16 protein-coding genes and 1 pseudogene are annotated in these 13704 nt (G+C 43.7%); 10 read left to right on the top strand and 7 right to left on the bottom strand.

The window, feature by feature from the left end:
* Positions 1-84: 84 nt before the first annotated feature.
* Positions 85-411: an SCP2 sterol-binding domain-containing protein gene (locus tag NSQ49_RS07930; RefSeq protein ID WP_159862049.1), complete on the top strand. Its 327-nt coding sequence runs from the start codon at positions 85-87 to the stop codon at positions 409-411.
* Between the two features lie 38 nt (positions 412-449).
* Here the strand turns inward: NSQ49_RS07930 and NSQ49_RS07925 are convergent, their stop codons facing one another.
* Positions 450-947, bottom strand: a complete 498-nt coding sequence (locus NSQ49_RS07925) for a GNAT family N-acetyltransferase (protein ID WP_251283252.1) — start codon at positions 945-947, stop codon at positions 450-452.
* 322 nt (positions 948-1269) lie between these two features.
* Here NSQ49_RS07925 and NSQ49_RS07920 point away from each other — a divergent pair, with 322 nt between their 5' ends.
* The 8 genes from NSQ49_RS07920 (at position 1270) to NSQ49_RS07885 (ending at position 8091) form a co-directional block, all read left to right on the top strand.
* Positions 1270-1413: a hypothetical protein gene (locus tag NSQ49_RS07920; RefSeq protein ID WP_159862047.1), complete on the top strand. Its 144-nt coding sequence runs from the start codon at positions 1270-1272 to the stop codon at positions 1411-1413.
* Positions 1414-1767: 354 nt separating this feature from the next.
* Positions 1768-1941 carry a hypothetical protein gene (locus tag NSQ49_RS07915; RefSeq protein WP_201306448.1) on the top strand — a complete coding sequence of 58 codons (174 nt, stop codon included), beginning with the start codon at positions 1768-1770 and terminating at the stop codon, positions 1939-1941.
* 159 nt (positions 1942-2100) lie between these two features.
* Positions 2101-3612 carry a cardiolipin synthase gene (gene cls / locus NSQ49_RS07910; protein WP_159862046.1) on the top strand — a complete coding sequence of 504 codons (1512 nt, stop codon included), beginning with the start codon at positions 2101-2103 and terminating at the stop codon, positions 3610-3612.
* Between the two features lie 270 nt (positions 3613-3882).
* Complete coding sequence (locus NSQ49_RS07905; RefSeq protein ID WP_341070630.1) at positions 3883-5274, top strand: TldD/PmbA family protein; 1392 nt, start codon at positions 3883-3885, stop codon at positions 5272-5274.
* A gap of 1 nt (position 5275) precedes the next feature.
* Positions 5276-6634: a TldD/PmbA family protein gene (locus tag NSQ49_RS07900; RefSeq protein ID WP_251283251.1), complete on the top strand. Its 1359-nt coding sequence runs from the start codon at positions 5276-5278 to the stop codon at positions 6632-6634.
* Positions 6635-6700: 66 nt separating this feature from the next.
* On the top strand, positions 6701-7177 hold the full coding sequence (locus tag NSQ49_RS07895) for a GNAT family N-acetyltransferase (RefSeq protein WP_251283250.1): 477 nt from the start codon (positions 6701-6703) through the stop codon (positions 7175-7177).
* 22 nt (positions 7178-7199) lie between these two features.
* On the top strand, positions 7200-7736 hold the full coding sequence (locus NSQ49_RS07890; protein ID WP_251283249.1) for a GNAT family N-acetyltransferase: 537 nt from the start codon (positions 7200-7202) through the stop codon (positions 7734-7736).
* Between the two features lie 73 nt (positions 7737-7809).
* Complete coding sequence (locus tag NSQ49_RS07885) at positions 7810-8091, top strand: hypothetical protein (RefSeq protein ID WP_341070628.1); 282 nt, start codon at positions 7810-7812, stop codon at positions 8089-8091.
* A 38-nt stretch (positions 8092-8129) separates the two neighbouring features.
* On the opposite strand, the gene NSQ49_RS07880 is transcribed toward NSQ49_RS07885, so the two are convergent.
* From NSQ49_RS07880 to NSQ49_RS07860, 5 genes are all read right to left on the bottom strand, one after another.
* Positions 8130-8471, bottom strand: a complete 342-nt coding sequence (locus NSQ49_RS07880; RefSeq protein WP_251283247.1) for a DUF3243 domain-containing protein — start codon at positions 8469-8471, stop codon at positions 8130-8132.
* A gap of 66 nt (positions 8472-8537) precedes the next feature.
* On the bottom strand, positions 8538-9266 hold the full coding sequence (gene tatC, locus NSQ49_RS07875; RefSeq protein ID WP_251283246.1) for a twin-arginine translocase subunit TatC: 729 nt from the start codon (positions 9264-9266) through the stop codon (positions 8538-8540).
* 14 nt (positions 9267-9280) lie between these two features.
* Positions 9281-9499, bottom strand: coding sequence for a twin-arginine translocase TatA/TatE family subunit (gene tatA, locus NSQ49_RS07870; protein ID WP_159862038.1), 219 nt, complete (start codon positions 9497-9499; stop codon positions 9281-9283).
* A gap of 19 nt (positions 9500-9518) precedes the next feature.
* Positions 9519-11228 carry a GMC family oxidoreductase gene (locus NSQ49_RS07865; RefSeq protein WP_159862037.1) on the bottom strand — a complete coding sequence of 570 codons (1710 nt, stop codon included), beginning with the start codon at positions 11226-11228 and terminating at the stop codon, positions 9519-9521.
* A gap of 26 nt (positions 11229-11254) precedes the next feature.
* A complete protein-coding gene (locus tag NSQ49_RS07860; RefSeq protein WP_159862036.1) occupies positions 11255-12019 on the bottom strand; it encodes a gluconate 2-dehydrogenase subunit 3 family protein in 765 nt (254 codons plus the stop codon).
* A gap of 458 nt (positions 12020-12477) precedes the next feature.
* On the opposite strand from NSQ49_RS07860, the gene NSQ49_RS07855 reads away from it, so the two are divergent.
* Complete coding sequence (locus tag NSQ49_RS07855) at positions 12478-13203, top strand: 5-formyltetrahydrofolate cyclo-ligase (RefSeq protein ID WP_159862035.1); 726 nt, start codon at positions 12478-12480, stop codon at positions 13201-13203.
* Positions 13204-13214: 11 nt separating this feature from the next.
* Here NSQ49_RS07855 and NSQ49_RS07850 read toward each other — a convergent pair.
* Positions 13215-13652, bottom strand: a pseudogene (locus NSQ49_RS07850) (AhpC/TSA family protein); the annotation flags it as partial.
* Positions 13653-13704 lie beyond the last annotated feature (52 nt).

Genomic DNA, 13704 nt, shown 5'->3' with positions numbered 1-13704 from the left:
GAATAGTAGTTCATTTTTTGGAAGGAATTTAAGTTCATGTGTTGAACTATAATCATAAAGCCATATATTAAGGAGGAACATGCCATGGCAGTCAAAGATGAATTATACCAGCTGGCAGATAAAATGAACGCTGATCCCGTACATATCAAAGATGAGAAAGATCGGGTATTTCAGGTGGACCTTGAGGAAAGCGGGCCAATCCAGATTAGATTAAAGGGAGGAAAAGTCATAGTAGAAGAGGGGGCTTCCCATGATCCTGAGGTGACACTGAAACTGTCAGACAAAAACTTTTCAAAGTTATTAAAAGATGAACTTAACACTACCATGGCATTTATGACAGGAAGCCTGAAAGTAGACGGGAAAATGGGGCTTGCCTTGAAGCTGCAGGAAATTGTAAACAAATATCAATGAAAAGAAGGCAGCCCCCTCAAACAGGAAGCTGCCTTTTATTATAAAAACAGTGCCATCAGGTCTTCATCATAGTACCTTCCATCCATCTTCATTGCGTGCCTCTCCGTACCGTAAACCTCGAAGCCTAAAGAAGCATAAAGCTTTTTAGCAGGCATATTTTCAGACATAACAGCCAGGTGGATTTGTTCCACCCCGTCCCATGACCGTGCCTTTTCCACAGCCTTGCTGATAAGGCTCTTGCCGACTCCATTCTCTCGGGCGGACTCTGTCACATACATCGCATAAATATTGGAGCGGTGCTTCATTTTTAGCCCAGTATCCCTTACTAAACTGACAACACCAATCAGCTTACCATTTTCGAACGCGCCGAAGTGGAAGGAATTTTCCGCCTTAAATCTTTCACCATACAATTCAGGAGGGCGGCTGGCTTCCTCCTCATAGCTTGAACCAAAAGCTTCCGGGTTCTTTTTTAATCCTTCCAATCTTAACTCTTTGTACATCTCAGCATCATCCGGGTGCAGAAGCCTAATTTCCATCGGGGTCACTCCTTTTTTTACCTACCCATAAGATTCTCTTTGCTTGGGAAAAATCCTTTTAAAAAAGGCTGTTTCTCAAGGTTGCTGATGTTTGCAGATGATTTACTGAGTTGATGATGCGAGGTCCTCGAAAATGTATATTACTGATGGAAGCTTATTCAAGTCCAGCGGGAGAAGCAGGATAGGCAGCGTCCAGGAGGAGTCCTCGCCCGCCCCGCGGTTCAATAGACTAAAGCAACAATTAATATGAAAATACCGAAGAAAAATTGTTTTATTTGCTTTGATAAGGGAACAGGATAAAAAAAGTACAGGAGGGATCAGCATGGCCGAGAATAACAGCAAGGACTTAAAAGAGATTGTAAAAGGGCAGGATTCCCGGCAGCAGCAACAACAGTCAATAAAAGATCAGGAGCGTAAGCCGGATCAGCAAAACCGCCTGAAGGACCAGGAGAATATGAGGAAGTAATACTGAGAGGGAGCTATAAGTATAGCTCTCTTTTTTTGGCATAACTTAATTTATTTGCTGAGTTGATCTTCGCTGTGTGCACTTGATCCTCGAAAATGCTGACGCATTTCCTTTGTGCGGTGTTCATTCGAGGAAGCTTATTCAATGTCCTGCGGGAGGAGAGGGAAGTGTGAGACCCCGCAGGCGAAGCCGAGGAGGCTCGCATTCCTCCCCGCGGGTTCGCTGCGTGCCTTTCACTGCAATCAACGGGCATAATTCAAAGACAAAAAATCTTTGAAAAGATACTTTCTAAACCCCGGTTTGTAAGCAATCGCTCATGAATATTGAATATACATATAAAAAGGAGGAAGCAGAATGGGAGTGCTGTTTGGCTTAATTTTGGCGACTCTGGTTTTCGCTTATTGTATTGACCGCAAGAGGAAGAAGATTAACAATACAATGCAAAAAGGCATCAGCCCAAGTGAAAGGCCAGGGGAGAGCTCGAATTATACGATGGGTGACAAGCATTATACCGGAGGGGGACAATAGCCATAGAGTTTTGCGATAGCCGCAAGGCTCTTCTTTTTTTCCGAATCATGCTTTCTTGTCCTGAAAATGGGAAAAGCTAATGTTGCCTGGTTTCTATATGGCATCAAAAAGGGTATAAGGAAAACATACATATTGTAACCTTTTTAGGAGTAGTGGCCTATGAAAAAAAGAAGAGTGGAATCCATTTTTGTGTTTATCCTGATTGCATCTGTGTATATGATCTTTTTCACGGATGCCAGCTCACCCATTAAAATCAGTGCTGCCCTGCTTTATGCAGCTGTTATCATTATCAGCGCTATATCCTTGATGCTCGAGAATCGAAGCCCTAATCAAACTCTGCTGTGGATGTATGTGCTGGTGTTTTTTCCAGTTGCCGGTTATCTGTTTTACCTGTTTTCCGGGCAGCTATATTTGAAAGGCTACCTGTTTAAAAGCAAAAGAAGCCGGGACAGGGATGAATGGAAAAGGCTGATGAAAAGGGAAGACACGCCAGATATATCTTTCCTCCAGGACAGCCAGCACTGCTTTGCAAAATTCGCCAATAATGTGGCATTGACCCCGCTCAGCACTAATTCACGGGCGAAAATCCTTAAAAATGGCGGGGAGACATTTAATGAAATCAAGAACAAGCTGCGTGAAGCAAAGGAATTTATCCATATTGAGTATTATATTTTCCGCTCTGACAGGCTTGGCAAGGAAATCATCAATATCCTGATCGACAAAGCCAGGCAGGGGGTGGAAGTACTGTTTATTTTTGATGCAGCAGGCAGCATGGGAATCTCACTGGAGGATTTGCAGTCGATGGAGGAGGCAGGCATTAAAGTGCGGCCATTTTCTCCACTGAAGTACGGTTTTTTCAATCAGAAGTTCAACTTTAGAAATCACCGCAAAATTGTTGTAATTGATGGGAAAGTTGGCTTTGTGGGCGGACTGAATGTAGGCGTTGAATACCTGGGTGAAGATGAAAAAATCGGTTTCTGGCGGGATACACATATGCTTTTGAAGGGGGAGGCTGTGTATACATTGCATACGGTCTTTCTCCTGGACTGGGAATATGTCAGCAAGGAAGATGTGCTGGAGGAATACCGGGATGTAAAGTATCCGATCGATGATGATGTGCTTGATGGCGCGGTCCAGGTGGTGGCCAGCGGTCCCGATACACAGCAGGGAATAATGAGTGATTTATATTATTCGATGATATCCTGCGCGACCAGATCCATTTGGATTGCCACACCTTATTTTGTCCCTGATGAATCGATTCGCACGGCATTAAGAGTGGCGGCGGCAAAAGGAGTGGAAGTGCGCATCCTCGTCCCTGAGATAAATGACAGCTTTCTGACACAATATGCAAGCAGGTCCTACTTTGCGGAGCTTCTGCGATATGGCGTCGAAATATATTCCTATAAAAAAGGCTTTCTGCATCAGAAAATCATTATCGTGGACGGTATCCTTGCTTCAATAGGAACTGCGAACATGGATATGCGCAGCTTCCATTTGAACTTTGAAGTTAATGTCTTTTTGTACGGTACAAGCTCGATCCGCGATCTTGTCGCCCATTATGAAGAGGATCTCGAGGAAAGTGTGAAATTAAGTCCTGTCCAATATTATAAAAGAGGATTGGCGGAAAGGTCGAAGGAATCCTTCGCCCGGCTGTTTTCCGGGGTATTATAAAAAAGTGCCACTGATGTGGCGCTTTTTTTGTGGAGCAACTGCTTTGTCAGTAAAGTTCTTTAAACAGCGAATAGGTGAGTGGGCTTGCAAATAGACGAGCCCAACTTGCAAATAGACCAAACTCCCGTACAGCCAAAAATCCATTTCCATCTCCAGACCGATACATAATCCTCCTCCCTAATGGTCAAAAAAGGAAAAAAACATACTAAAATTAGAAACAGTAAGGTATGATTAGAATAGTTTGAAAAGTTAGATAAAAGGAGGGTCTTTATGCTTTCACAATCAGTTATTCATGATGTTATTACTGCAGCCCTGGCTACTGGCGGGGACTTTGCTGAAGTATTTGTTGAGGACCGTTTCACTAATAACCTTGCGCTTCAGGGAGGGAAAATCGAGAGCAGCTTATCTGGCAGGGATTATGGGATCGGCATTCGCGTATTTAAGGGGCTGCAGAGTGTGTATGCTTATACAACGGATGGCTCAAAGGAAGGCTTGCTGAAAGCTGCGGGTAATGCTGCCCAGGCGATCAAAGGAGATAAAATCATTCAGCCTGCAGAACTGCATAAAGAGATCATCCCGGCAGCACATCCAATTTCTCTGAATCCGCGCGAAGTGGAGAAGCTCCGCAAAGTAGATGTGATGAAAAAGGCATATGAAATTGCCAAAAACTATCACAGCAGCATCCAGCAGGTTACAGTCAGGTATTTGGATGAAGAACAGAATGTGATGATTGCCAACTCGGAAGGTAAATTTGTTGAAGACCGGAGGGTGCGAAGCCGCCTTGCTATCCAATCGATTGCAGCAGAAGGAAATAAAATACAGCCTGGATTTTATGGACCTGGAGCCCATAAAGGCTTTGAGTTTATGGAAAACCTGAACCTGGAGCATTATGCGAATGAGGCATCCCGCATTGCTGTTACAATGCTTGGTGCAGACCCTTGTCCAAGCGGGAAGTTACCCGTCATCATTGATAATGAATTCGGCGGCGTTATTTTCCATGAAGCATGCGGACACGGTCTTGAAGCTACATCTGTAGCAAAGGAAAACTCTGTTTTTGCAAAACGGGTCGGCGAAAAAGTGGCCTCGGATGTCGTTACATATATTGATGACGGCACAATTGCCAATGAGTGGGGATCGATTACGATAGATGATGAAGGCGAAAAAGCCCGTAAAAATGTGCTGATTGAAAATGGGATTTTAAAAGGTTACTTGATTGATAAATTCGGGGGCCGCAGAATGGGAATGGAGCCGACAGGCTCGGGAAGACGGCAGTCCTACCGGTTTGCACCGACTTCGAGGATGACCAATACGTATATTGCCAACGGCAAATCTACTCCTGAAGAAATCATTTCAAATACAGAGTATGGAATTTATACAAAATACATGGGCGGGGGCCAGGTAAATACCACAACGGGCGATTACAACTTCGCCGTCATGGAGGCGTATCTTGTAAAAGACGGAAAACTCGGCAAGCCTTTAAAAGGTGCTACTTTAATAGGAAATGGCCCGAAAACTCTCCAGCTGGTTGATATGGTGGGGAATAACCTGGATCATGGTGCAGGCATGTGCGGGTCACAGAGCGGAAGCATCCCTGTCAACGTTGGCCAGCCGATGATCCGCGTAAGTGAAATGACTGTTGGCGGAACCAAGGGGGTCGAATAATATGAATCTGCAGGAATTTAAAGAGAAGTTATTTCATCTTGGTAAGGAACACGGTTTTACAGATATGGAGCTTTATTATGAGAGGGAGGAAAAGTTCGCCTGTGAGCTCTATAAAGGTGAAATCGATTCCTACGACACTTCCGAAGTGTTCGGAACCTCCTTCCGAGGCCTTTACGAAGGCAGGATGGGCTATGCTTTCACGGAAAAACTGGATGAAGAGTCCCTGTCTTTTCTGATTGAGAATGCGAAGGAAAACTCTCAATTCATAGAAGATGAAGTACAGGAAGAAATCTTTGCCGGCAGCGAAAAGTATGAGGCAGGAAGCTTTTATTCAAGCAGTCTTGCTGAAGTAACGATTCCTGAAAAAATAAATTTGCTTAAGGAAATAGAAAAGCATATCTATGCATATGATGAGCGGGTAACCGGGACTGATTATTTCATGCTGAGCAGCAGTGAAACGGAAAGGGTTCTCCTCAACAGCAAGGGCCAAAATCTCAGCGAAAAGACCAATCATGCCGGAATTTATGTATCAGTCATTGTTAAGCAGGGAGATCAGGTGAAAAATGGTGAATACTCCAAGTTTACGAGAGACTTTTCCGTTTTTAATCCGGAGGAGATAGCCAGGCATGCTGTAGAAGAAGCGTTATCACAGCTTAATGCCAAAAGTGCAGAAAGCAAAAATTATCCAGTTATATTAAGGAATGATGCTGCCAGCGCTCTGCTGCAGACATACATCCCGATTTTCTCAGCTGAAAATACCCAAAAAGGGCAATCCGCTTTAAAAGGTAAAACAGGTGAAATCATTGCTGCAGCGTCATTGAATATCACAGATGATCCATTTTTGGAAGAAGGCCTGCTAAGCTCTAATTTCGACAGCGAAGGGGTGGCCACTTCCAGGAAAGATATTGTGAAAGACGGCAGGCTTGTCACTTTGATGCATAATCGCAAAACAGCTCAAAAAGATGGAGTGGAATCGACAGGCAATGCCTATAAAGCTTCATATAAGGGAGCTTTGACTGTAGCTCCAGCCAATCTTTACGTCAATCCATCCGATCAAAGCTATGATGAGCTGGTATCTTCGGTCCCAGAGGGCATTATCATAACCGAATTATCCGGCCTCCATTCCGGTGCCAACACCGTCTCAGGAGATTTCTCGATTGCGGCCAACGGCTTTTATGTCAAAGACGGAAAAGTGCAAAACGCCGTAAACCAAATGACGATTGCCGGAAACTTTTATGAGCTTATGAATAATATTGAAGCAATCGGTTCAGACCTGGAATTCTCGATGGGATTCATGGCTACAGGCTATATTGGTTCGCCATCTCTATTAATCAGGGAGCTGGCTGTTACGGTGGAGTAAGACGGAGGGCGCATCACGATGTGGTGCGCTTTTTTGAAAAGTCATCGCAGATAGAGGGGGATATTTATGGGGAGGGTTATCGAAGCAAAAATAGGCGACGCGGAAAAAATATTATCCATTCAAAAGCTGGCATATAGAAGTGAAGCGGAACTTTATGGAGATTTTAATATCGAGCCATTAAAGCAAACCGTCAGTGATGTTGAAAAGGCTTTTGGAGATTATTTAATTTTAAAATACATAGAGGATGGTGAACTGGCAGGTTCCGTCAGAGCCTTTCAAAAAGATGGAACATGTCATATAGGCAAACTAATGGTGCATCCGGACTTTCAGAATAAAGGAATTGCAAAAGCACTTATGAAGGAAATCGAACGTAGATTTAATGCAGAACGATTTGAATTATTTACCGGAAGCAAAAGCGAAAAAAATATTCGTTTTTATGAAAAGCTTGGTTACGCGGGATTTAAGACAGCAAAGCTGGAAAGAGAAGAAACCCTATTTATTTTTAAGGAGAAGGTAGCGAAAGCAGGCACAACAGTTATTTAAGGTTAGGTAGGAGGACCCGCTAATGAAAACTCTTGAAGCAGACCGGCTGATTCTTCGCAGCCTTACCCTTGACGATGCACCCATGGTAGAAAAGTACGCAAGCGATTATGATGTGGCCAAAACAACGTTAAATATTCCCCATCCCTATCCGAAGGGGGGAGCAAGGGATTTTATTTCAAGCATCCTGGAAGCTGAGAGAAAAGGCAAGATTGTGATTTTTGCCATTACGAGAAAAGAGGATAAAAGCTTAATAGGACTCATCAATATTACGGGCAACAATGCAAATAGACGGGCAGAAATCGGCTATTGGATCGGCAAGCCCTTCTGGGGCAAAGGATATGGTACAGAGGCTGCTAGGGCAGTTATTAAGTTTGGATTCGAAGAACTGAACCATAACCGTATTTATGCTCTTGCTTTTACAGACAATCCCGGATCCTGGAGGATTATGGAGAAGTCAGGAATGAAGCATGAAGGAATTTTGAGGCAGCATGCAATGAAAGATGGCAGGCTGGTGGATTTGACTTACTATGCGATACTGCGTGAGGAATACACAGGTTAAGAGAGCCGCCATTTGAATCACACGCCGCTATATGTTTCAATGGAAGCAAATCCTTTTTATCCTGGAGGTTCATGTGCGGATCATTGCTTCCCACCCTTTTATAACAGTCACCCGGAAAATCGATTGGAATCAGCAGCAATACATTGAACAGGAACTTTATCTTTATTTATATGAGGATCATATCCTTTCGCCATCAGAAAAGTTTCTCCTTGATGAAGTTTGGGATATGTCGTACAGAAACTCCAATTGTGAAATTGGTTTTCTTTATCTGCATACCAGCCGGGGGTTATTTTCTTTTCAAGTAAAGTCAGAACCGAGTCATTTTATAAACCTGTACAAAGATCTAAAAAAGTAAAGCCGGAATTGTCACGAACAACAATTCCGGCTTCATTATTATGCCTGCTCTGTCAGGCGTACAAGCATATGGGCAAGCTTATGTTTTTCTTCCTCATCCCCGACTTTCCATAATTCCTTCAGCAGCTGTTCTTCACGGTTTTTGGGCTCCACATTTTCAGCCAGGTAGCCAGCCACTTTTTCAGCCGTTACGGCAAGCTGTTCCTCATTTAGTCCCAGCTTTTTGCCAAGCTCAATCCGTTCCGCCAGATAGCTCTTAAATTCATCGAAGCTGCTTAAGATAACATCTGCCCGTTCATTCGACATCTTGTCCATTGCGCTCTTAATATTTTCTGTATTCAATTCACCATCTTGTTTGATTACATGTTCTTGTTCATTCATTTTTATAGACCTCCCAAAGGATTGTTTTCTTATTAAATATCCTTTCAGAGGGAGAATTAAACTCTTTTAGATTTCACTCGATGGTGTTTCCTGAACTGCTTTCAGTTTTCTGAATTTCACTTTTGAAAATATAACACCCATTTCATATAGCCCGATAAGAGGAACGAGGACTAAAATCTGTGAAAATAAATCAGGCGGTGTAATTAGAGCTGATACAACAGCCATGATCAAATAAGCGTATTTTCGCATCGAACTGAGCATGACTGGGGTAACAACGCCTATAGTTGTCAGAAACAATAGCAGCAAGGGCACTTCAAACAGAAACCCAAAAGGAATGGTCGACATCAGAAGAAAAGAAAAATACTCCCTGGCCGTGATCATCATCGCAAAGTGTGACTCACCCAACAGCAATAAAAACTGATAAATAGCAGGGAATATAATAAAAAACCCGAAGCCAAGCCCGCCGATAAAGCTGAACAGAATAGCCGGAAAAAACATTAAGGACACCCGGCTTTCTTTTTCTGTTAATGCCGGCTTTACAAATAGCCAGATCTGATGGGAAATGAAAGGAAGCGAAAGCCCAAGGCTGATGCTTCCGGCAATTCCCGTGTACAGCTTTATGACATCCAGCGGACCAAGCATAACAAGCTCATGATCGTTTGCCAGCACCGGTATCAGCCGATTGATGAAAAACAGACATAGGGCAAAGCTGACAATAAAGAAAACTAGGGATCGAATCAGCACTTTTCTCAGGTCTGTTAAATGCTCTACAAGGGTTTGTTCGTCTGATTTCATTCTAAACCCTCCTGTTAAAGCGGTTTATCCTTCCGGTCAGCCGTTTCAATTGAACGTGTTTTTGACTCAGGTTCATCGTCATCGCTCATAATATCTCTGGCTGATTTTTTGAATTCTGATAAGGTCCTTCCAAAAGCCGATCCGATTTCCGGAAGTTTTTTCGGACCAAAGATAATTAAGGTAATTACCAGTATGATAATCAATCCTGGTATTCCGATATTTGAAATCCCCATGATGTTCACTCCTTATTTTTTATGCAAGCAAGCCGCCTTCTTTGCTGTATTTGATGATTCCTTCAGCAGCACGGTAGGCGAGTGCTCCGACGGTTCCTGTCGGGTTATAGCCTCCATTGTGAGGGAAGGCGGATGCGCCGACGACAAATACATTTTCTGCATCCCACATCTGCAGATAGTTATTTACAGCTGATGTTTCAGGCTCAGCTCCCATGATGACACCGCCTGTATTATGTGTGGTCTGATAAGGGACAATATCATAATGCTCAAGCTGCTGCCGGTCGTTAATTTTTGATGGGCCCATTTCCTTCATGATCTGGTCTGTGATTTTTCCAATATAGTTATAAAGATTCTTATCCTGTTCAGTGAAATCGTATGTCAGACGAAGCAGAGGAAGCCCGTAAGCATCTTTATATGAAGGGTCGAGATCCATGTAATTGTGCTGTACAGGCATGGATGCTCCCTGTGTGCCGATGCTTAAAGCCCTGGTGAAATATTTAATGGAATTTTCCTTGAACTTGCTGCCCCATTTCGGTGTATCAGTAGGCACCATATTATATTGAATCGGACGGTATCCTGACTGGTTGATAGAGATGGAGCCGCCATGGATGAATCCAAGATCGGAGTGATCGAAATTGTCTCCATTGTAATCATCGACAGTTGCCCCAAGAGCCCCGGCACCCATGAATGTATTAAACTGCTCTTCATCAAAAAAGCCTGCTGAACCCGGAAGGATCTGGTAGCAATAATTTTTGCCAATCACCCCTGTGCCTGTATCAGGATTGTAGGGACGTCCCAGCTTGGACGTAAGCAGCAGGCGGGTGTTATTCATGACATAGCTTGTCACAATAACCATTTCAGCCGGCTGGATGAACTCCTCTTTTGTCTGGACGTCTACATAGCGCACACCGGTTGCCTTTTTGCCGTCGTGAATAATTTCCGTTACATTCGCAAAGTTTCGGATATCCACATTTCCAGTTTCTTTTGCGAATGGTATAACGGCTACAGTTGGATCAGCCTTTGCACCATATTCACAGCCAAAGCGTTCGCAAAACGCACAATACTGACATGCAGCCAGTTTGGCTCCATATTGGTTTTCATAAGCCTCGCTCATATTTCCGGATGGCATATGGTATGGTTTCATGCCCAATGATTTTGCGGCTTTTTTAAATCTGGCCGTTATGGGTGTTTCCTTCATTGGAGGATTTGGAAATGGGTCTGCCCGTTTTGGCCCCAGCTCACCTTCCTCACCGCCAATGCCTGCCGCCTTTTCGAATTCATAGAAATAAGGCTCCAGTTCTTCGTATGTAATGCCCCAGTCCTGGACCTGGAGGCCCTTAATCTTGGCTTCTCCATACTTTTTAACTGTCTGCGATTTTATTTCAAAGTCATAGGGCAAAAAGCGGAAGGTATGTCCATTCCAGTGAACGCCGGATCCCCCTAAGCCTTCGCCAAGCAAAAAGGAGCCAAGCTGGCGCATCGGAAGGGCTCTTTCCTTTCCATGGTTACGGAACGTGATCGTTTCTTTAGAAAGATCCTGCATTAATTCATAGCGGATTCCATAGCGAAGTTCATCATGGATAACATAGTAATCCTTGACGCCGCGCTCTTTTCCCCGCTCCAAGCCGACTACTTTTAATCCCTGTTTTCCTAATTCAGCCGCAATGATACCGCCGGCCCAGCCGACTCCTACAATAACTGCATCTGTTTTTGGCAATGTTTTCGCCATGTTTACCACTTCCTTAAAAGATAATCCTATTTCGTATATGAATGGAGACTGTTCGGTTTGATTTTTTCGAATTTCTCAGACTCTATCTGATTGATATAGCTCATTTGATGGCCAGGAAAGTCTTTCATTTTCCAGCCTTCCATATTTTTGTTTCCGGCATAAGCAGGATCTGCATATACACCTTCAATGGTGGCGGCCCGGAGAATATTAAAGAAAGTCCTGGACGTTACACCCCTGAGCTTCACTTTGTCTTCCTCAAAGGCTGTAAGAATTTCATCCTGCTGCTCGCCTTCCAGTTCAGCAAATGGCTTATTGAACTTTTCATTGCTGTAAGTCTGCAGGGCAGCAAGTCCGACATCAAAGACTTCATGCCGTCTTAATGGAGACTGGTAGCCTTGAAAGTTTGAGCCTGGAAAGAACGGACCCTGCATATATTCCCTTGTATTGTTGCCCCATGAGCCGGCAAGCTGGTGGTCGATAAAGAAAGGAACATCCAAATCATTGGCGCCAGGGCCATTTTCATCCTTTGGATAAATTCTCTCAACGGCCGCCTGCAGAATTCCGAATGTCTCGGGGTTAGTAAAATATAATGCCGACTGCTGATAGGCAACCTGATCATGACCGTTTGTATGGGCATTCTCTTCCGTTGCTGTACCATCTTTATTCATGTTTGCACCAATTAAGCCGCCAAGAATGCCGCCGCCCACCAAACCGCCGGCAACTAAACCTGAATTGCGGATGAATCTTCTCCGGGACATGGTTGATTCTTGTTTTTGTTCATGTTCAGACATTTCAATAGAAACCTCCTTTTATTTGCCATTATGGAGAAATATATACATGTCTAAACATTTTGATAGGATTATTTTTTGGATTATGAAATGAAAAGAGGAAATAAGGGGTATTTTGAGCATTAAAAAAGATGCAAACCGATTGGTCTGCACCTTTTTTAAGTCCGATGACGGACAACCTGAGGATTATGATTTGCATAGGGCCGTACCGATTTTAAATATATCGGTTATAGACGAGAGTGCCTTTCGAACGCTCTGCAAATCCTCCCTGGTTTCTTGCAATGCCAATGACGAACCTTGAAGTCGCTGTTACGCTTTTCATCGTCAACCAGTCCCTTCCGTTTTGTTATTGGCTTTGCATTATTTGTTTACCCCGTCTATTGGTCTTAAAACCTGTTTATTTAAAAAATTGGAGTTTCTATCTTTAATGGATAAAATGAAAGAAAGGATGTGAACCCCTAATGAATACGAAAAAAGAAATCCGTGAGTACATATGGAGTTTTCTTGAAGAGAACAAGCTTGGACGCTTTCCGTTTCCTTTAAAAAATAGAATTCCCAATTTTAAAGGAGCTGAAAAAGCGGCCGCATTTGTTTTTACTATGCCTGAATATAAAGAGGCTGAGGTCATTAAGGTAAATCCTGATTCTCCACAGCTGCCGGTTCGCACACAAATTTTGAAAGACGGTAAGACATTGCTGGTTCCAACTCCACGGCTTAAAGCTGGATTTATTATGGTAAAGCCGGGATGGGTGCCGCCAGGGGAAGAGCGGAAAGCTGCGAGCCTTAAGCACATACATTCTTACGGAAAAGAAGTGCCCCTCACAGAATTGCCGAAGATTGATTTGTTTTTTGCCGGATCAGTGGGTCTTCACCGGGATGGCCGGCGGGTCGGAAAAGGGGAGGGCTATGCTGACCGGGAGTATGCGATCATCAGAGAATTGGGTAATCCTGAAATCCCTGTGATTGGAACGGTTAACAGCGCCCAGGTGACAGAGGCAGATATCCCGAGGGATCCATTTGATTTGACTGTCGACTGGATTGCCACTGAAAAAGAGCTGATCAAAACCAATTCGCCATATCCAAAACCAAACGGGATTCAATGGGATCTTGTAACGGAGAAGGAAATGGAAGAAATGCCGGTTTTGCGTGAAATATGGGAGATTACAAAAGGAAAGGCAGCCAAGTAATGGGCTGCCTTTTAAGCTTTCACTTCATTCATTATCTTTAGAACATCATTAATCTTTGCGTGGTCTTCAGGTGATTCATCAATATGGTTCCATAGCATGTTTCCCTGAGGAGAAAAAAGCCATGTCCCGCCCTGAATGTAGACATCCTGAGTTTTCATGGACTTCAGGACAAACTCTTTCTGTTTTTCATCCCTAGGGATAAAGCCGCCGACTTTTCCTGTAATATATCCTAATGCGGCTTTTGAAAGAAGCTTCCACTTTGGCATGGTTTTATGTCCCATTCCTCTATAAGCTTCCCGGGAAGGGTCGCCAAGGAATGGAAAAGGAAACGGACCGAATTGCTCAAGGAATTGTTTAATAAATGTTCCTTTCGAAGGAGCAATGACAATGACTTGAAAACCTCTTTCTTCTACTTCATTTATGCGCTCGCGCAACTGCGCAAGATATTCCCGGCAGACCGGTCAGCCAAGATGGCGGATGAAAACAGCCATTGTGTATTGT

This window comes from Cytobacillus sp. FSL R5-0377, assembly GCF_038004385.1.
In the GTDB taxonomy this organism is placed as follows: Bacteria; Bacillota; Bacilli; order Bacillales; family Cytobacillaceae; genus Cytobacillus.
This window is presented reverse-complemented; position numbering and strand designations above follow the sequence as displayed.